18 protein-coding genes are annotated in these 18,255 nt (G+C 54.5%); 16 read left to right on the top strand and 2 right to left on the bottom strand.

Annotated elements, in window-relative coordinates:
• Positions 1 to 11: 11 nt before the first annotated feature.
• On the bottom strand, positions 12 to 1,610 hold the full coding sequence (locus tag GSVR_RS04995) for a response regulator (protein ID WP_173201554.1): 1,599 nt from the start codon (positions 1,608 to 1,610) through the stop codon (positions 12 to 14).
• A gap of 994 nt (positions 1,611 to 2,604) precedes the next feature.
• Between GSVR_RS04995 and GSVR_RS05000 the strand changes: the two genes are divergently transcribed.
• From GSVR_RS05000 to hypD, 8 genes are all read left to right on the top strand, one after another.
• Complete coding sequence (locus GSVR_RS05000) at positions 2,605 to 2,967, top strand: JAB domain-containing protein (protein WP_173201552.1); 363 nt, start codon at positions 2,605 to 2,607, stop codon at positions 2,965 to 2,967.
• 579 nt (positions 2,968 to 3,546) lie between these two features.
• On the top strand, positions 3,547 to 4,899 hold the full coding sequence (locus tag GSVR_RS05005; protein ID WP_173201550.1) for a hypothetical protein: 1,353 nt from the start codon (positions 3,547 to 3,549) through the stop codon (positions 4,897 to 4,899).
• A gap of 431 nt (positions 4,900 to 5,330) precedes the next feature.
• Entirely contained in the window at positions 5,331 to 5,549 is a 219-nt protein-coding gene (locus GSVR_RS05010; RefSeq protein ID WP_173201548.1) for a hypothetical protein, read from the top strand.
• Between the two features lie 101 nt (positions 5,550 to 5,650).
• Entirely contained in the window at positions 5,651 to 5,803 is a 153-nt protein-coding gene (locus GSVR_RS05015; RefSeq protein ID WP_173201546.1) for a hypothetical protein, read from the top strand.
• Positions 5,804 to 5,848: 45 nt separating this feature from the next.
• Positions 5,849 to 7,744 carry a methyl-accepting chemotaxis protein gene (locus tag GSVR_RS05020; protein WP_173201544.1) on the top strand — a complete coding sequence of 632 codons (1,896 nt, stop codon included), beginning with the start codon at positions 5,849 to 5,851 and terminating at the stop codon, positions 7,742 to 7,744.
• An 8-nt stretch (positions 7,745 to 7,752) separates the two neighbouring features.
• Entirely contained in the window at positions 7,753 to 8,001 is a 249-nt protein-coding gene (locus GSVR_RS05025; protein WP_173201543.1) for a hypothetical protein, read from the top strand.
• Between the two features lie 339 nt (positions 8,002 to 8,340).
• Positions 8,341 to 9,231 (top strand): glycyl-radical enzyme activating protein, encoded by an 891-nt coding sequence (locus tag GSVR_RS05030; protein ID WP_173201541.1) that lies wholly within the window; start codon positions 8,341 to 8,343, stop codon positions 9,229 to 9,231.
• Positions 9,232 to 9,235: 4 nt separating this feature from the next.
• A complete protein-coding gene (gene hypD, locus GSVR_RS05035) occupies positions 9,236 to 11,596 on the top strand; it encodes a trans-4-hydroxy-L-proline dehydratase (protein WP_173201539.1) in 2,361 nt (786 codons plus the stop codon).
• Between the two features lie 99 nt (positions 11,597 to 11,695).
• On the opposite strand, the gene GSVR_RS05040 is transcribed toward hypD, so the two are convergent.
• Complete coding sequence (locus tag GSVR_RS05040) at positions 11,696 to 11,881, bottom strand: hypothetical protein (RefSeq protein WP_173201537.1); 186 nt, start codon at positions 11,879 to 11,881, stop codon at positions 11,696 to 11,698.
• A 234-nt stretch (positions 11,882 to 12,115) separates the two neighbouring features.
• Here GSVR_RS05040 and GSVR_RS05045 point away from each other — a divergent pair, with 234 nt between their 5' ends.
• The 8 genes from GSVR_RS05045 to GSVR_RS05080 all read left to right on the top strand — a co-directional run bounded on the left by GSVR_RS05045 (position 12,116) and on the right by GSVR_RS05080 (position 18,240).
• Complete coding sequence (locus GSVR_RS05045; protein WP_173201535.1) at positions 12,116 to 12,397, top strand: hypothetical protein; 282 nt, start codon at positions 12,116 to 12,118, stop codon at positions 12,395 to 12,397.
• Between the two features lie 220 nt (positions 12,398 to 12,617).
• Complete coding sequence (locus GSVR_RS05050; protein WP_173201532.1) at positions 12,618 to 13,169, top strand: hypoxanthine-guanine phosphoribosyltransferase; 552 nt, start codon at positions 12,618 to 12,620, stop codon at positions 13,167 to 13,169.
• Positions 13,170 to 14,471, top strand: coding sequence for an NCS2 family permease (locus tag GSVR_RS05055; RefSeq protein ID WP_173201530.1), 1,302 nt, complete (start codon positions 13,170 to 13,172; stop codon positions 14,469 to 14,471).
• A 312-nt stretch (positions 14,472 to 14,783) separates the two neighbouring features.
• The gene (locus GSVR_RS05060) at positions 14,784 to 16,250 is read left to right on the top strand and encodes a DUF342 domain-containing protein (protein ID WP_173201528.1); all 1,467 of its coding nucleotides are present in this window, start codon (positions 14,784 to 14,786) and stop codon (positions 16,248 to 16,250) included.
• 13 nt (positions 16,251 to 16,263) lie between these two features.
• Positions 16,264 to 16,653 (top strand): response regulator, encoded by a 390-nt coding sequence (locus GSVR_RS05065; protein WP_173201526.1) that lies wholly within the window; start codon positions 16,264 to 16,266, stop codon positions 16,651 to 16,653.
• Positions 16,654 to 16,666: 13 nt separating this feature from the next.
• On the top strand, positions 16,667 to 17,074 hold the full coding sequence (locus tag GSVR_RS05070; RefSeq protein WP_173201525.1) for an Hpt domain-containing protein: 408 nt from the start codon (positions 16,667 to 16,669) through the stop codon (positions 17,072 to 17,074).
• 244 nt (positions 17,075 to 17,318) lie between these two features.
• Positions 17,319 to 17,723: a bacteriohemerythrin gene (locus GSVR_RS05075; RefSeq protein WP_173201523.1), complete on the top strand. Its 405-nt coding sequence runs from the start codon at positions 17,319 to 17,321 to the stop codon at positions 17,721 to 17,723.
• 55 nt (positions 17,724 to 17,778) lie between these two features.
• Positions 17,779 to 18,240 carry an ATP-binding protein gene (locus GSVR_RS05080; RefSeq protein WP_203978797.1) on the top strand — a complete coding sequence of 154 codons (462 nt, stop codon included), beginning with the start codon at positions 17,779 to 17,781 and terminating at the stop codon, positions 18,238 to 18,240.
• The last annotated feature ends 15 nt before the right edge of the window (positions 18,241 to 18,255 follow it).

Genomic DNA, 18,255 nt, shown 5'->3' on the forward strand with positions numbered 1-18,255 from the left:
CTTTCACCTCTTTAGAGTTGTTGGAAAACTTTCAGCGTGACGGTCGCGGTTGTTCCCGCTTCTGACTTGGAGGCAAACAGCAACGTTCCGTTATTCTCCCTCAGGAGCGACGTGGAGATATACAGTCCCAGTCCCGTACCGCCACTGTCACCTTTGGTGGTAAAAAAGGGTTCCGTCAGTTTTTCGAGCACCTCTGAGGGCATGCCGCACCCCTCATCCGTAACTGTTACGACAATATGCTTATTATCCTCGGTCAATGCAGTCTCTATACGAATCCCCCGGGTTTTGTCCGGTAGCGACTGCAAAGAATTCATGATCAGGTTGATCATCACCTGTTCTATCTGTTGGGCATTGCCCATGGCCATGGGCAACGCGTGTGCGGCTGCCAAATGGAAGTTCTCGCATTTCTTATTAATCTCATGATTGAGAATGGAGATGGCATCAAGGATTATCTTGTTGAGATCAAAGCAATCCTTCACACTGCCGGAGTCCTGCCGGGCGAAGTTTTTCAGCCGCTCGACGATATTTCTGATCCGAAGGGAACCATCCTTCAAGCCGGAGAATAAACGGGGTAAGATGCCACTAGCCTCGGAAAATTGAAAATCTCCCAGATTAAAATCTCCGTGTTCCCGATAGTATTCATCAAGGATCGGCATTGCGTCATGCCAGGCCTCGTCCAGCAGTTCGGTGTTGCGCATAATGAAATTATTGGGATTGTTGATTTCGTGGGCGATGCCGGATACGAGGAGCCCCAGCGACGACAGTTTGTCCGCCTGGATGAGCTTTACCTGAGTACGTTTAGCCTCCTCCTCAAGCTTGACCTTTTCGGTGATATCCTCCTTGATCGCCAGGAAATGGGAAATGGTGCCATTACTATCCCTGATTGCTGAAATAATGGCGTGCTCAAGAAGTATGTCCCCATTTTTCTTTCTATTGTAAAAATCCCCTTCCCACACATTTCCAGCCGAAATCGTTTCCCAAAGTTGCCTGTGCACCTGCGTGGATGTCTGGTCTGATTTCCAGATACGGGGATTCTGATGGAGAATCTCATCGGCGGTGTATCCTGTTGTATGGGTAAACTGGGGATTGACATATTCGATGCTACCGGAGGCGTCAGTGATAACGATGCTGACAGGACTCTGCGCAGCTACTTGCGAGAGCATGAGCAGTTCTTTGGTCCGTTCGCGTACCATTTCTTCCAGGGAATCCTGATAGCGCTTATTTTCACTGATAAGCCACTTTCGTTCCAAGACCCGCTGGATAACGACATCGAATGTGCTCAAATCCTGAACCGGTTTGACGATATAATCCCAGGCGCCGCTTCTGAGCGCCTCAACGGCATGCTGCACATCGGAGGAGCCGGACACTGCAATGACGGGCGTTTCCGGATATTCCCGCGCTATATACTCGATGACCTCTAAGCCACTCATTCCGGGCATTCGCAAATCGGTGAACACGAGATCCGGCTGTTCTTTTTGGATGATATCGATCCCTGTCCGGCCATCAGCGGCTTCGAGGACGGAGCAACCACTTTCCTCGATATACAGGCGCAAGGGCAGACGCTCTAATTCCTCGTCATCGATTATAAGAGCTGTTGTCGGACTAGCCATAACTTCTCCAAAAATTTTACGGCATGTATAACAGACAATCCATGATCCTGCAATGCTGCCCTATTTTAACAAAATTACTCTTAGAAATGCCAGTTTGGAAAGTAGTAAGGGGCGGAGATCAATCTTTATCTGATCAAATATTGAGGTTTATCCCAGTACTCATTTCATTATTGGGTGGGACGCCAAATTTCACAGGTCACTAAATGGCCTTTTTTCTTTGATACCCCATGTTGAAAACCGCAATGATATCATAAGGCTTTCTAAGATTTGCACCGTTTTGACACGTTTATCTGACTGAAGCGTCTGCTGGCTCTCTAAGAAGCTGACCAGTTACCGAACTCTATCCTGCCTGCGCACTTCGCCGTTGACTATGGGAGAAGCGGCATCACAGGTAGTAACGAAACAATAGATTGATTTGCAGTAATTAGAGTTATCCTATCAGCGCCTCCTTCCTTGATGGAAGGGTGAACCGAAAGAACAGATCAGCCATTCACTACCGGATTGAACCAACAACAGCGAGAACCGTATTCACGCATTCGGTCTTTTTTTGTTTGACCTGAACGGGTGGTAAGAACGCCGGTCTTCGCGCGCCAACGGGGCGGCCACGGGCAAAATCTGCTTTATATGATATGGCTAATGTGATATTGAGGGATGTATTCTGATCTCCCATGTTACTAAAATAAGAGAATTATTTTAATGCTTACCATCTAAATATCCATTTGAATTGCCGCGACACCCGCACCCCAAATTGCAGACCATATGGATATGACTCAAAGTGGCACTTGAGATATATGAAAACTATTTAATGTGTAGATAGAAGTGCTTGACAAAAAGGGCCAATCTGCGCCACTTCTAGGCGCAAGAATTATGCGCTATTCCAGGAGCGGATCCACATGACGAAAGAAAAATAAAATTAGTCCGGGAAATTGTAATCAAGTACAAGGCTAGAAGGCTGGAGACAGAAATCGAAGGCGAAAAAGTAACGGGCCCTGAAATGGTTGTTCAACTATTCAAGGACCTTCAGAATGAGACAAAAGAAAAGCTTATTGTCATAAACCTTGATAACGCGAACAAAATTTTATACTTCGAACTGGTTGCCATAGGCGGAGCCAATATCTGCCATGCACGACCGATAGAGATATTTAGAAGTTCATTTTTGACAAGCGCGGTATCGGCAATTGTGATCCATAATCACCCTTCCGGAAAGCCGACTCCAAGCGCTGCGGACAAAAACTTTACGAAAGACCTGCTCAAAGTAACTAACTTGATTGGGCTCAAGCTTCTCGATCACATAATTATCGGCTATGAAGGCTACTATTCCTTCACAGAAGCAGGAAAAATTACCAGGCAGTTTTAAAGTGGGAGGGAAACTGAGGGGGCAACTGCCGAGCCGTTAAAATGAAAGCTCCTCTTCCCAGTACCCAGATTTGTCTGCTGGGGAGCAAGGTGGACTCGAACCAGCAACACAAGCATAGATCAATGTTGCTGACTGTTCTTAAAAACGATATTTGTTTATAATTATCTGAAATTAAAACTTACTTCCCAGTTATCGAATTCATCGTCTCGGGGACGCCACTAATATTAAGCACTTACAATATGTTTTTTGTAAGTGCTTTTTTTATTTTTTGAAAAGAGTTGTACTTTGGTTGTACCTAGAGGTTACTGTGGATGAATTGACCAACTCAAAATTTATTAGCTTTTTGCTTCTTTGCTTTGTTCCCACTTCAAGGGCTAAATTATAAGCACAACGGACAAACTAAGCCAAGAGAATCTCCAGACGGAGAGAATTTATTGGCTAGGCTGGTTTTATTGTGGATTGGATTGATTTCACTGGCGTGAAGAGTAAAAACATTAGATTTATTGTTATTTGCTTTTAATAATATTATTGTGCTAATAAAAGTGTAGCAAATTGTGATCCTAATAAACAGGGGGCAAGATGAGAAATCTGATCATACTTTTGATTGCGATGGTATTGGCGGGATGTGGAGGAGGGGGGGGCGGAAACATAGCTGTGAAAGAAGGGGTTTTTGTTGACGCCCCGGTAGACGGTCTACATTACAAGACACTCACTCAGGAAGGCGAAACTTCAAGCGGTGGTAAATTCAAATATGTTGAGGGCGAAATCGTTACTTTCTCTGTAGGAGAGGTGACGCTAGGATCGCAGACCGCGAAGGCGGCAATGACACCGATTGATTTAGTTCCCGGCGCTGTTGATGCCACTCATCCTAAAGTCATAAATATTGTCCAACTACTTAAAGGCCTGGACGATAAGAGTGATGGCGCAAAAATAACGATTACGACGAATGCAAGAGCAAAGCTCACCTCTGCAAACTTCGGAGGCTATACTGATATCCAGAAAATACCCGGAGAGGCTGTTATAAGTACATTTGTTTCGACCAAACTGGGACTTGGCCACTCCATGCCTACAGCAGCGGAAGCGAAGGCCCATATTGATAACAGCATCGCTACTGCGTGCAAGGATTCATCAATGTCGCAAAGCATGTCGGTGGCATGCTGGGCAGTGGAAAACAAGGCCGCGTACGATAAAGCGGTTTTGCCATTCAATGATATTTATAGGCGGTGGAAGGATGCGGAGAGCCTCGCAAGTGTTACGCCGCGCATTGCTCTTCCGGAGCCGATTAGCAACTTGCAAAGGCTCCAGCGCGAAGCTGAAGTGCTCGTTGTTGGCAAATGCCTAGAGTCAGCAAAGGATAATTTGCGGTGGGGGATGAATTACATCAATATTGGTTACAACAGATTTTTGGGTAATTACGGCGATCATTCGTTGTATTTTGCCAACGGCTATGGATCTTTATCACAATATGAAAAGGATATAGCATATCAGCCGCTTTGCGATTATGCGCCATCAAGCGCTAACACGGTAAAACTCAAAATTAATCTCACTGGAATCGTGCCGGCATCTGCCAACATCGGCGGTGTGTATATTAAATTATCGCTCCCCGCAAATGTGATTCCTTCCTATGTTGCTGGCACACATGACGCAAGTAACTCTATTGAGCATCCTTGGGTTTTTAACAGTGTCGACAGTTTTGTTTTTGCTTATTTCATCTCAGCCACAACTGCGGCTCCCGGCACGATAGAAGTATACATGCAAAGCCAAGACGCCGGTGTAAACCAAGGTGGAGAGATAGCAACAATAACACTTAGGCTTATTAATGGTGCTGTGCCAGCAGCCACTAATTTCAGTATATCCGAGGTTCGAGTCGTAAATACCGATGGCGATGTTCTTGCGGGGGTTCATGCTGTTGTTGCTTCGGATACAAAGTAACAATTGAAGTGGACAATGGGTCGCCGACTTCATCCCACGAAGTACAAAACATCAGCCCGGTGAGCCAAATTGGTGTCAGATTCGGATTGTACAGGGAAAGGACGAAACATTGATTGAAACTGAGTACTTCACCCGAGGTACTCAGTTTTTTTTGTGCTGTAAGTTTATCGCGTCTGCTGGGATACGTCTCCACCCTTGATAGTACGCCGTCTCCACTCAGCACGACCTCCTTAATGAGCGACTGAAGATACTCCTTGCCGAACTGCATGGTCCCACCAGACTCCATCGCTGATTTTCTTGGACTGGATAGCTGGGGAGGTCAAGAGAAAGGTCATAAACTCTTCTTTTACGAGCTATTTTCATGATTGCAAGATGGCTGTAACGCTAGGAGGTTATGATTACTAACAAAAAGTGATAAGAGGAGATGACCTATGGATACTACTACGCTACAAGCCACCTGTCTTACCCGGACAGCAATTGATGCTCTGAAAAAGGCGTATGGCGAGTGTCCAAATTTGCCGGCCCGCCAATCCATCGCTACTGCATACGCGGCGATCACGTTGCTGAAATCCGCCATATGCAGAAGTGATGAGTACGATGAATCTATTGATGAAGATTTCGAACCCAGCGAATACTGCGCAGCAATCTGATTCAAATTCACATTGAAAAAGGAAGCACGTTTTTAAAAGGTCACTTCCCACAAGAGAAGTGACCTTTTGATGCTCGCCTTTTTACTGAAGGAGTGGAATGTGTGCGCAATAAGCAGGTGCGTTTTCAGTCGAAACCTGCTTGGAGTACAATAGAATTGCCACTGGGCGGCATCGTCAACCTGCGTAGTATAGAGTGGCCCGATCATCTGTTACGTAAGCTTTTGAAATCAACTGTTGTTGCTGGAAAAGTCTGACATAAATTTTTAAATTTTGAATGTGGTGATGCTGGGAGGCAAAAGATGAATCTTCGAACCAAAGTCAATGTTAGTGTCGCTGTCTTGTTTACGTTTGCCATTGTGGCGTTGATAACTGCGGCAGCAATCAGCTCGCGTAACAGTATTTCCGATCTGCTGAAAAACTCGCAAACGGCCCTCGCAAAAGGCAATGCTGTCAATATAAACGCCTGGGTGCTTGGCAAACAGGCTATGATCCAGGCAGGAGCCAGTGACCTGTCCAAGCGTTCAGGACAACCAAGGGAATACATTACTAGCCAGATCAAGATACTCAGCGCCGCCGGCGGTTTTCAGACCGTCTACCCCGGCTATGAGAATGGCCTGTTCATCTCTTCCGACGGCTGGATCCCTGATGCCGGCTGGGACCACAGAAAACGGCCCTGGTACGAAAAAGCCAGGACCGAGATGAAAGTAACCCAGACGGAGCCGTATGTGGATGCCCAGACAGGCAAGATGATCATCTCCTTCTGTGCACCGATCACCGAAGGAGGCACATTTTCCGGTGTGCTCAGTTCCGACATCCCGCTCGATTCAGTCGTGAAGCAGGTTCTCGACATCAGGATCGGTACCTCCGGCTATGCCTTCATCATGGACAAGGAGGGAAAGATTCTCATCCATCCGGACAAGGACTTGGTCCTCAAGAAAACCTTTCAGGAGGTAACCGGCGTATCCGACCTGGCAACACGGCTGAAGACCACCTCGTCAGGGAGCCTGGAGTACACAATAAAAGGGGTGGACAAGATCATGTCCTACTCCCAGATTCCCTCCACAGGATGGTACCTCAGCGCAACGGTAGACAAAAAGGAGATTTTCGCACCAGTCGTCAAACAGACCAGGACATTGGTGGCGCTGGGAGTATTATTCCTTGTGGCAGGCCTGCTGGTCATCATTCTGTTCGTCCGGAAACTCCTTGCCCCGCTCAGTTCCTTCTGCACCCGTGTGGCCGACATTGCGGAGGGGGAAGGCGATCTTACGCGAAGGCTGGATGGGGGAAATCGCAACGACGAGATAGGAATACTGGCCGGAAAACTGAATCAGTTTATCGAGAATGTCCATAGCATTATCGCCAAAATTTCCAGCACTTCACAAACACTGGCCGGCGAAGCGGAAAAACTGAACACGACTGCCTCGGGCATTTCCGTCGGCGCTGAAGAGGTGGCGAGCCAGACCGTTACCGTGGCTACCTCCAGCGAGGAGATGTCGGCGACGGCATCAGACATCGCCAACAACTGCCACCTGGCGGCTGACAGCGCCAGAAGTGTCGCCGCGAGCACCCAGGCCGGTTTCGCTGTGGTCACCAATACCGTCAACGGCATCCGCCAACGCGGCGAACAGACCCGCCAGAACGCCCGGGCCATATCGTCATTGGGCGAACGCTCCGAACAGATCGGCGTAATTGTCGGCACTATCGAAGACATTGCCGACCAGACCAATCTGTTGGCCCTCAATGCCGCCATTGAAGCGGCCCGTGCCGGTGAGCAGGGCCGGGGCTTCGCTGTAGTTGCCGACGAGGTACGTGCCCTGGCTGAACGAACCACCAAGGCAACCAAGGAAATCAGCGATATGATCCGAGCGATTCAGCAGGAGACCAGAAGCGCCATCATCTCCATGGAAGAAGGGGTGGAGGAGACGGAAAAGGGGGTCGAGGAAGCGGCCCAGATCGAAGGCTCTCTCCGCAGCATCCTTGAACAGGTAGATTCCGTTACCTCGCAGGTCAGCCAGATCGCTACCGCTGCCGAAGAGCAGACCGCCACCACCGGAGAGATCACCAGCAACATCCAGCGGGTTACTTCGGTGATTCAGGATACGGCCAGAGGTGCGCACGAAACGGCGGCAACCGCCCAGCAGTTGTCGGCACTCGCCCGGGATTTGCAGAATATTGTCGGCAATTTTAAGCTGTAGGAGTTGTCGTGGCAGGGGGGCCTTCAGCGCCGGCATTTTCCGATCAGGCGGCTGCCGTTTTCTCGGCAGCGACAAAACACCTTCTGGGAGTCCGCTATGCTCCGGTGGCGGTCGCTTCCCCGGTGGTGGCGGGAATCAACTACGCATTTTTCTGCAATGGCTCGGTCGTTTATCCCGGTGGCCCCAACGAGGCCTTCATCATCAAGATATATGCCCCGCCGCAAGGCGATCCGGTCATAAAGGGATCAACCGGGTGATGTGATCACAGCATGATTCGAACCTCCCTCCAGGGGCCGCCGATACAACAACGGGCTTGCAGCTTATTTGCTGCAAGCCCGTTTTAAAGGCGGCTTCACCTCTCCGTGCTCTCAAAGATATCCAGGCGGGATCCATAAACCGAAATATCGTCGATATTATCAACTTGTCAGCGGTGATGTCCTACGTTAGATTGTCGAGGCCAGCCATATGCTGCAAGGTGAGGTCGAAGCATGGCGGAAGTGAGCGCTCCCGGACATCGGGGGGCGAGCGCCGTGCCCGGATCTGATGCCTCTTTTCGAACAGGCCTTTTCAGTTCTTCACTGCCTAGGGGATATGAGATGACGGATCGGGGCATCGTCTTCAACATCCAGAAATATTCAATTTCCGATGGACCGGGTATCCGTACCACCCTCTTTCTGAAAGGATGTCCGGCCAGGTGCTGGTGGTGCCATAATCCGGAAAGCAAGTCCCCGCTGCCGGAGATGACCCAGGTGGAGGGACGCTGCCTCGCCTGCAATGAATGCGCCTTGGCTTGTCCGCAAGGGATCGCAGGATGCGGCGCGGATGCAGCCTGCCTGCTCTGCAACGAGTGCGCCGAGGCCTGCCCTTCCGGCGCGCGCCGTCTGGCCGGGAGGGAGATGACGGTGGCCGAGGTGCTGGCGGCGCTCTTGCAGGACCGGATCTTCTACGAGGAGTCGGGGGGAGGCGTTACCTTTTCGGGGGGAGAGCCCTTGTTCCAGTTCGGGTTCCTGAAGGCGCTCCTCGTGGGGTGCCGGGAGCGGGGCGTACGGACCGCAGTGGATACCGGCGGTTTTGCCCCCCGGGAACGGCTGCTGGAGATGGCACCGCTCGCCGATCTGATCCTCTACGATCTGAAGCTGATGGATGCCGAACGGCACCGGACCGCAGTGGGGCTGGACAATCAGGGGGTGCTGGAGAACCTGGCAGCGCTCGCCACGGTCCACGACAATATCTGGCTCCGCATCCCGATCATTCCCGGCGTCAACGACGATCGCGCCAATCTGGAGGCTAGCGCCCGCCTGGCGGCAAGCCTGCGGGACATACGTCAGGTGAACCTGCTCCCCTTTCACCGGACCTGGCACGGCAAGGTGCGCCAGTTGGGCAGGACGGTCGCAGATGACACCATTGCACCCCCCTCGCACGAGCGGATGGAGGAGTTGGCATCCATTTTCCGCCACAAGGGCCTGATCACCATCATAGGAGGATAGGGACATGACGGAAAGGACCCAGGAACTGCGCCGCAAAAGCCTGGAGGCCCGCCCGGCCGTTTCGGCCGAACGGGCGCTGTTGCTCACCGAATTCTACCGCGACAACGAGGGCAAATATTCGGTGCCGGTGATGCGCGCGCTCTCTTTCCTCCACATCTGCCGCCACAAGACCGTCTGGCTGGGGGAGGGGGAACTGATCGTGGGGGAGCGCGGTCCGCAGCCCAAGGCGGTTCCCACCTATCCCGAGCTGACCTGCCACAGTCTGGAGGACCTGCGCATCCTCGATTCCCGTCCCCTGACTAGCTATGACGTCCCAGCCGAGTGTATCGCTGCCTACGAGGAGACGGTGATACCCTTCTGGCGGGGGCGTTCCCTGCGGGACAGGATGTTCGGCGAGCTGGCGCCCGAATGGCACGAGGCCTACGCCGCCGGCATCTTCACCGAGTTCATGGAACAGCGGGCGCCGGGGCACACGGTTCTGGACGAGAAGCCCTTCCGGCGCGGCCTGCGGGATTTCAAGGACGACATCGCCGGTGAGATCGCGCGGCTCGATTTCGTGCACGACAGTGCTGCCTGGGAGAAGCGCGAACAGCTCAAGGCCATGGCGATCTCCTGCGACGCGGCCATACTCTTTGCCGAGCGGCATGCCGACCGGGCCGAAGAACTGGCAGCCCGGGAGGGCGATCCCCAGCGCAAGCGGGAGCTTGAGCGCATCGCCGCGGTCTGCCGGCGTGTACCGGCCCATGCGCCGCGCGATTTCCACGAGGCGCTTCAGGCCTACTGGTTCTGCCACCTGGCCATCATCACCGAACTGAACGGCTGGGATGCCATGAGCCCCGGCCACCTGGACCAGCATCTGCTGCCCTTCTACAACCAGGGCCTGGCCGACGGCTCCCTGTCGCGGGAATCGGCCCGAGAACTGCTGGAGTGCTTTTTCGTCAAGTTCAACAACCACCCGGCTCCCCCGAAAGTGGGGGTCACGGCGGCCGAGAGCGGCACCTACACCGATTTTGCCAACATCAACCTGGGAGGACTTCTGCCGGACGGCTCCGATGGTTCCAACGAGGTTTCCCATCTCCTGCTGGAGGTCATCGACGAGATGCACCTGCTCCAGCCGAGCAGCAACATCCAGCTCTCCCGCAAGTCTCCGGACGCCTTTCTCAGCCATGCCCTGCGGGTGATCAGGAACGGGTACGGCTTTCCTTCCATCTTCAATGCCGACAGCGTGGTGGAGGAACAGCTCCGCCAAGGCAAGAGCCTGGCAGATGCCCGGGCCGGCGGCTGCAGCGGCTGCGTGGAGGTGGGGGCCTTTGGCAAGGAAGCCTACATCCTGACCGGCTATTTCAACCTGGTGAAGTTGCTGGAGCTGGCGCTCAACAACGGTATCGATCCCAAAAGCGACCGGCAGTTGGGACCGGCCACCGGTGCTGCCGAGGATTTTGCCACCTTCGATGATCTCTACGCCGCTTTCGAGGCGCAGCTGCGGCATTTCATCGAGATCAAGATGGCCGGCAACCAGTTGATCGAACAGATCTACAGCCGCCTCATGCCGGCCCCGTTCCTGTCGGTGCTGATCGACGACTGCATCGCCACCGGCCGGGACTACAACGCCGGCGGGGCGCGCTACAACAATACCTTCATCCAGGGGGTGGGGATCGGCAGCATCACCGATTCCCTGGCAGCCGTCAAGGAACTGGTCTACGACTCGGGCCGTGTTGCGCTGCCGGACCTGGTGGCGTCCCTGAATGCCGATTTCGAAGGGCAGGAGCTGCTGCGCCAGCGGCTGCTCCACAAGACCCGCAAATTCGGCAATGACGACGACTTTGCCGACGACCTGATGCGACGGGTCTTCGAGAGCTTTTTCAGGGCCGTTGATGGCCGTCCCAACAGCAAAGGGGGGCAGTACCGGATCGAGATGCTCCCCACCACCTGCCATGTCTACTTCGGTTCGGTCACCGGCGCCACACCGGACGGCCGGAAGGCCGGTGCGCCGCTTTCTGAGGGAATTTCACCGGTCCAGGGGGCGGACCGCCAGGGACCGACCGCTGTCATCAAATCGGCCGGCAAGATGGACCACATCAGGACCGGCGGGACCCTGCTCAACATGAAGTTCGCCCCCTCCCTGCTGGAGGGGGAGCAGGGGATTGCCAAGATGGCCGGCCTGGTGCGCAGCTATTTCCGCATGGATGGACACCATGTCCAGTTCAACGTAGTACGGGCCGAAACGCTCCGCGCCGCCCAGGCCGATCCCGGCGCCTATCGGGACCTGATCGTGCGGGTGGCGGGCTATAGTGATTACTTCTGCGATCTGTCGCGGGAGCTGCAGGAGGAGATCATCATGCGCACCGAGCATGCTACCCTGTGACGCTCCGCAAAAACAGAGGTCAGGCTGAAATGCCTGACCCTTTAAACATTGTAGATGGAGGAGAGCCGGCCTGTTTTGGGGAAATTGACAAGGACCCGCTTACTCTCTCCAGTAGGCTATTGCCGGCCTGATCGTCAACAGGACTGCCGCAACCAGCACGATCCCGATATACGGTCTGACCCACTCATGAAAGTACGTGCCGGCAGACATGCCGAACAGGAAGCAGTACCACTTCAGGATGCTGATATCCCACCAGTTCCACACTTTTGTTCTCAACAGTTTCATATGAATCACCTTGTTCAAGTATAGCTCAACCGCAAATGCGCATACAGAGACACGTGCCGTCAGAAGAGCCAGTAGCGGTTTGCCCTTTACCTTGCTCCATAGTATCAACAAAAAGCTTTCTGTATAAGAATTCATGTGGTACAGGTGCCTTGTGCTTTCGGTAGGCCATACTTCGCCTACAAAGGCTTGTCTCATAATGATGATCGATGCTGAATACAATCTCCGGAGGTCTCGATGATGAAGCACATTGTAACGGCTGCAGTGTTGATTCTTCTGGGTAGTGCCAGTACGAGCTGCTTTGCGGCTGACAACAAGGACTCGGAAAAGGATTGGTGTCTGCTCAAAATCGAGAGTAAATGTTCCGGAACAACCACGTTGGACCTGAACGATAAAATCAGGCGCCTGAACACGGCCATTGACAAGGGAACGAGCGTTTACACTCCTGAAGAACTCGAACATTTGAAACATGTGCTTGAGGAAGCACTCTGGGCCGACTCCCTGTTGCGGGTGCGCTGACGTAAGCTCTGGCCGGGCGCCTGCCCGCGGAGCGAGTAGTACTATGAGACCATAAAAAATGGGGACTTGGCTGATGGCGGCCAGGTCCTCTTTTCATTGTAATTTCAATGAACACCTGCCTTGTCGCCGATCGTGAAGGCATTTTTCTGGAGCGGAGAGTGGCAATAGGCTAGTATGGGGAAGTATAACGAGATGAGTAGTACGACGAAAGGAAGAAAGAATGACGGTTGAAGAAGCGAATAACGTGCTGCGGGAGGCCGATCTACTGATCGGCGAGGCGGAGGTGGCGGCGGCCATCGGACGCATGGCAGAGGAGCTGACGCAGCGGCTGGCAGATGCCAATCCGGTGGTGTTCTGCGTCATGAACGGCGGGCTGATCTTTGCCGGACAGCTTTTGACCCGCCTGGTGTTTCCCCTGGAGGCGGCCTACCTGCATGCCACCCGTTACGGCCATGAAACCAGCGGCGGCCATTTGAACTGGATCGTCCGACCGCAGGCGGAGCTGCGAGGCAGGACTGTGCTGCTTTTGGATGATATTCTCGACGAGGGGGTTACCTTGGCGGCCATTGCCGACTACTGCCGCGCTCAGGGAGCAGCGGAGGTGTTGATGGCCGTGCTGGTGGACAAACGGCACGAGCGCAAGGTCTCCCCCGGCTTCCGGGCTGATGTTACCGGTATCGAAACCGAGGACCGTTTCCTGTTCGGTTACGGCCTCGACTACAAGGGCTACTGGCGCAATGCGCCGGGGATCTATGCCGTTAAGGGAGTTTAGATGAAACGCTTCTTTGCCTTCGAACATTACAAGACCAGCTATCGCCAGGAAACGCTGGCCGGCGTCACCACCTTCCTGACCATGGCCTACATCATCATCGTCAATCCGGCCATCCTTGAGAATGCCGGCATTCCCAAGGGCCCCTCGGTCACGGCCACCATCCTGGCCGCGGTCATCGGCACCGTGATCATGGCCCTCTGGGCGCGGCGACCCTTTGCCATCGCTCCCTACATGAGCGAGAACGCCTTCATTGCCTTCGTGGTGGTCAAGGTCATGGGGTATACCTGGCAGGTGGCCCTGGGGGCCGTCTTCATTGCAGGCGTGCTCTTCACGCTGCTGACGGTCTTCAAGGTACGTAGCTGGATGGCCGAGGCTATTCCCATGTCCCTCAAGGCCAGCTTTGCGGTGGGCATCGGCCTGTTCCTGACCTTCATCGGCCTGAACGAAACCGGTATGGTGACCCTGGGGGTTCCGGGGGCGCCGGTCAGGCTGGGCAACCTCTCCCAGCCGTCGGTCCTGCTGGCCATAGCCGGTTTCCTGCTGGTGGTGGTCCTGATGGCGCGCCGTGTCCGCGGCGCCTTGGTGATCGGCATCATCACCACCACCGTTGCCTCCATCGCCCTGGGGATCACCCCCGTGCCCAAAGAGTTCGTCAGCCTGCCCCCCTCCCTGGGGCCGATCCTCTTCAAGCTGGATATCGCCGGAGCCCTGTCTCCGCGCTTCTTCCCGGTGGTGATGGTGATATTCATCATGGCCTTCCTCGACACGGTCGGCACTCTGCTGGGACTCTCCATGCGGGCTGACCTGCTGGACGAGCGGGGCAACCTGCCGGAGATCGAAAAACCGATGCTGGCCGACGCCCTGGCCACCATGGCCGCCCCGATCCTGGGCACCACCACTACCGGCGCTTACATCGAATCGGCTGCAGGCATCGAGGAAGGGGGGCGCACCGGCTTTTCGGCACTGGTGGTGGCTGCCCTGTTCGCCCTGTCGCTATTCTTCGCTCCGCTTTTCACCATTGTCCCCCCGCACGCCTACGGCATTGCCCTGGTCGTGATCGGCTCCTTCATGATCCGTCCCATCACCCAGCTCGATTTCGATGATTTTACCGAATTGATCCCGGCCTTCCTGACCGTGGTGCTGATGATATTTACCTACAATATCGGCGTAGGCATGACAGCCGGAATGATCGCCCATGTTCTGCTCAAGCTCTTCACCGGCCGGGCACGGGAAGTGGCGGCCGGTATGTGGGTGCTGGCGCTCTTGTCCTTTTCGCTGTTCATCTTCATGCCTAAGCTGTGAGAGCGACAGGTGAACGGTTGCTGAAAACTGCTTCGCTGAAATTGAGTATCCCTCCAAGGGGTACTCAATTTTTTTGCCTGGCTCCGGCAGCAAGCAGTGATGCAGTCCCGGCACGCTGCGTGAACTTTCCGGCCGGTCTGGAACAGTCTTTCCCCGAAAAAATCGAGGCAGTATTGCAAACAGTTTACGAATGCAACGAATTAATGATATTTTGAACAGATTGCTCGAAGGCTTTTGAAGTGAAAAAACAAGGGGACGGGTCAGGCAGTGCCGCCGCCGTCTCACCCAGTCTTTTGACCAGAGGAGACCGGTATGGCCGATCCGCTTTTCGTGAAGGAGCCTTCTTCAGAGAGCCGCTTTGAAATAAAGCGTTATGGATATACCCTCATTCTGCAGGTATCTGCCGATGGCGTGGAGTGCGGCTGCTCCTATGAGCCGTCGGGAACGGGGGGGACGCCGCTGACGGGAGATGAACTGCAGTCATTCCTGACCCAGTTCAAGATCAACACGGGGATACTTCCCGAGGCGCAGGCCACCCTCCTGAATACCGCGGCCAGCGGCAAGGCCGTGGCTGAACTGGTTCTGGCGCGCGGCACGGAGATGGTTCCCGGGGAAGACGGACAGCTCGTGCTGGCCGTTTCAGACGCACTTTCCGGAGATGACGAAGAGCCGGAAGCGAACGAATCGGGAATCGTAAATTTGCGTAAAGTCCAGTCCTTTCTCAATGTGGAGGCGGGACAGCTTGTGGCGACGATTGTCGCTCCGGGACCGGGGCAGCCGGGGGTAACCGTCTTCGGCAAAGAGATTCCACCCGAACCGGGCAAGCCGATCCCACAGGCGCTTGGCCTGAATACGCGGCTGGATGAAGACGGCCGAAGCATCTTTGCCGAGGCCCCCGGCCGCGTGTGCGTCAAAGAGAGTGAGATTTCGGTCGAGGATGTGTACGAGATCGATGGCGATGTCGGTTTCAAGATCGGCAACATTCTCTTCAAAGGTTTTGTCGAGATCAAAGGGGACGTGCTGGATGGTTTTTCCGTCAAGACGACCGGCGGGCTGAAGGTGCACGGGATCATCGGCGCATGCACCATCGAGTCTGACGGAGACATCTCCTTCAGCGGCATGAACGGGCAGGGAACCGGCACCGTCACCTGCGGCGGTTCGGTTTCAGCCAATTACATCTACGATGCCTCGATCGAATGCGCCGGCGATCTCACGGTCGAAGTCGAGGTACGCAACGCTCAGATTCGCTGTCTGGGAGCGGTATGCGTCACCAAGGGGGGACTGTCGGGAGGAGAGTGCTTTGCCCTGGGAGGGATCGAGAGCGCCATTCTCGGCAACCTGGCCTCCCTGTACACCCGCATCGTGGCGGGCGTTCATTATCGCGACCAGGAAGAGTTGAACCTCCTCTTTCACGAACTGAAGCAGTTGATTGCGCAATATCAGTCCGCCTCCAAGGATGGGGGCGACGTAAAGGAATTCACGCGGCAGCGCGCCGCAATCTCCCAGCAAACCCAGCAGGTGCGCTCCAGATCCTATGAACGCAGCAATCCGAAGATCAACGTCCGGAAGGTACTCTACGAAGGGGTCAACATCACGCTCGGCAACATGAGCGAGAATGTCAAGGAAGCGCGCAAGGGGCCCCTATCGATCATCGAAAACACCTTAGAAGGGGGTTTTCGGTATCTCGGCCTGACTCCCCTGACGTTTCCGGCCCAGACGATCGAGCAGACGTTTATTCAACAGTATCAACTTGAACAGAAAAGGCAGAACCCAGCCTGAACGGAGAAGGTGCATGAAAGTTTTAATCGTAGATGATGTGGAAATAAACCGCGATCTGCTGGCCTCATTTCTGAATGGCCGCGCGGCCGTCGTTTCGGCGGCCAGCGGAGAGGAAGCGCTCACACTGGTGGAGCATGATCTGGCGGCTGGCAATCCTTTTGACCTGATCTGCATGGATATCGGTCTGCCCGGCATCAGCGGGCATACGGCCCTCAAGGCCATTCGCGAAATGGAGGCAGGCTATACGGGAGCCAGAGCCAAGGTCTTCATGGTTACCGCCAGCAGTTCCCCGGATGACATGCTCGATGCGCTGCTCGTAGGGGAGTGCGATGATTACCTGACCAAGCCGCTGATGAGGCAGAACTTCCTGGCGCTCCTCGACAAATACGGGCTGTCGGCCTGAAGCAGGTGCAGATATGAATGATATGACACATACGACAGGCGCGGCTTCCGGAACCGCAGGAATCGAATCTGACGCGGCATCGGCGACGGTACCCGAGGTCCCGGTGTTCGATCGGGCCGGGCTGGCGGAACGCCTGGGGGATGATGAACTGGTCGACATCTTCGTGGCAAAATTTCGGGCCGCCATTCCCGCCTATGTTGACGAACTCCGCTCTACGCTGGAGACCGCGAGCATTGACGCGGTGGCAGCTGTAGCCCACGCAGTCAAGGGGCTGGCAGCGAATATCGGAGCCGAGCAGGTGCATCAGGTAGCTGCCGCCATGGAGGTGGCAGCCCGCACCGGCGACACCGGCAGTTTGACTGCTCTGCATTCGCGCCTGCTTATGGCCTGCGAGATTTTTGCCCGGGAGACGTCCCCCTGACGGCGGTGCAACTACCATCAGCATCCGTCCCTGAAGCAGTTCCCCTCGGGGTCTTTCCTCCCCCTATCTACCTCCCCTCCCGGCAGTTCCCCTGCCTGCCCGTCATTAAGCTGGCTCTATCGGTCTTTTTACGAGAAACTTTAGTAGCTAACATTCAAGTGCCTGATATCAGGTGGAGATGAAGATGGCATATAAATTGCTTTTAGATTAGCGGCCGTTTAGCAAATGGTACCTGGAGCTGCACATGCCTCTGTTCAAATGGAAAGAGGAATATTCGGTGCATAATGATGATCTTGACCGGCATCATCAATATTTCATCGCCATTTTGAATGGGCTGTACGACAATTGTTTCGAAGCCAAACTGGATGACGTCGACAAAAAGATCGATGAGCTGCTGGAGACGGTCGGCTTCTACTTCTCAGCAGAAGAAGAATACATGAGGGAGTGCGGATATCCGGGGGTGGAAAATCATATTCAGGAACACCTCGTATTCAACCGGAAGATCCTCGAACTGCAGCAGACCTTCCGTGACAATCATCTGGAACTCACCAAGGAACTGATCATTTACCTGGGAAAATGGTTGCTCACCCACATGCTGAAGGAAGACCGGTATTATGCACTGAACACCGGTTCCGCAATGAACCAGTGAAAGCCCCCGCCCAGTACTCGTGAGACCGCCTGGCAGCATGCAGGGCGGTTTTTTTATGCACCCTCTCGGAACCATGACCGCCATACTGTTGATCGGCATACCGGCCTCCGGCAAAAGCACCTTCTACCGACAGCATTTTTTCGACAGCCACGTACGGATCAGCCTGGACATGCTGAAGACCCGTCATCGTGAAATGCTGCTGGTACAGGCCTGCCTGGCTGCGCGGCAACCATTCGTGGTGGATGATACCAATGCCACGCGCAGTGTACGGGCGCGTTTCATCGGTCCATCCCGGGAGGCTGGGTTTCAGGTGATCGGTTACTGCCTCGGTTTCGACGTGCAGGAGGCGCTGGAACGAAACCGGCAGCGGACAGGTGCGGCAAGGATACCCGATGCGGGGATTCGCGCGGCCGCCGCGAGAAAGGAACTGCCGACTTCGGAGGAGGGATTCGACCGGCTCTGGCATGTTCGCATGGACGGCTGCGGCGGGTTTATCATTGAAAAGTGGCGGGATTGAACGGAGCGCACGGAG

The sequence above is a fragment of the Geobacter sp. SVR genome (assembly GCF_016865365.1).
Classification (GTDB): Bacteria; Desulfobacterota; Desulfuromonadia; order Geobacterales; family Pseudopelobacteraceae; genus Pelotalea.

What these genes read in the sequence shown, in the direction of transcription:
- GSVR_RS04995 (WP_173201554.1), bottom strand. Translation starts at nt 1,610, where the DNA reads ATGGCTAGTCCGACAACAGCTCTTATAATCGATGACGAGGAATTAGAG.
- GSVR_RS05000 (WP_173201552.1), top strand. Translation starts at nt 2,605, where the DNA reads ATGGTTGTTCAACTATTCAAGGACCTTCAGAATGAGACAAAAGAAAAG.
- GSVR_RS05005 (WP_173201550.1), top strand. Translation starts at nt 3,547, where the DNA reads ATGAGAAATCTGATCATACTTTTGATTGCGATGGTATTGGCGGGATGT.
- GSVR_RS05010 (WP_173201548.1), top strand. Translation starts at nt 5,331, where the DNA reads ATGGATACTACTACGCTACAAGCCACCTGTCTTACCCGGACAGCAATT.
- GSVR_RS05020 (WP_173201544.1), top strand. Translation starts at nt 5,849, where the DNA reads ATGAATCTTCGAACCAAAGTCAATGTTAGTGTCGCTGTCTTGTTTACG.
- GSVR_RS05030 (WP_173201541.1), top strand. Translation starts at nt 8,341, where the DNA reads ATGACGGATCGGGGCATCGTCTTCAACATCCAGAAATATTCAATTTCC.
- hypD (WP_173201539.1), top strand. Translation starts at nt 9,236, where the DNA reads ATGACGGAAAGGACCCAGGAACTGCGCCGCAAAAGCCTGGAGGCCCGC.
- GSVR_RS05040 (WP_173201537.1), bottom strand. Translation starts at nt 11,881, where the DNA reads ATGAAACTGTTGAGAACAAAAGTGTGGAACTGGTGGGATATCAGCATC.
- GSVR_RS05045 (WP_173201535.1), top strand. Translation starts at nt 12,116, where the DNA reads ATGATGAAGCACATTGTAACGGCTGCAGTGTTGATTCTTCTGGGTAGT.
- GSVR_RS05050 (WP_173201532.1), top strand. Translation starts at nt 12,618, where the DNA reads ATGACGGTTGAAGAAGCGAATAACGTGCTGCGGGAGGCCGATCTACTG.
- GSVR_RS05055 (WP_173201530.1), top strand. Translation starts at nt 13,170, where the DNA reads ATGAAACGCTTCTTTGCCTTCGAACATTACAAGACCAGCTATCGCCAG.
- GSVR_RS05060 (WP_173201528.1), top strand. Translation starts at nt 14,784, where the DNA reads ATGGCCGATCCGCTTTTCGTGAAGGAGCCTTCTTCAGAGAGCCGCTTT.
- GSVR_RS05065 (WP_173201526.1), top strand. Translation starts at nt 16,264, where the DNA reads ATGAAAGTTTTAATCGTAGATGATGTGGAAATAAACCGCGATCTGCTG.
- GSVR_RS05070 (WP_173201525.1), top strand. Translation starts at nt 16,667, where the DNA reads ATGAATGATATGACACATACGACAGGCGCGGCTTCCGGAACCGCAGGA.
- GSVR_RS05075 (WP_173201523.1), top strand. Translation starts at nt 17,319, where the DNA reads ATGCCTCTGTTCAAATGGAAAGAGGAATATTCGGTGCATAATGATGAT.
- GSVR_RS05080 (WP_203978797.1), top strand. Translation starts at nt 17,779, where the DNA reads ATGCACCCTCTCGGAACCATGACCGCCATACTGTTGATCGGCATACCG.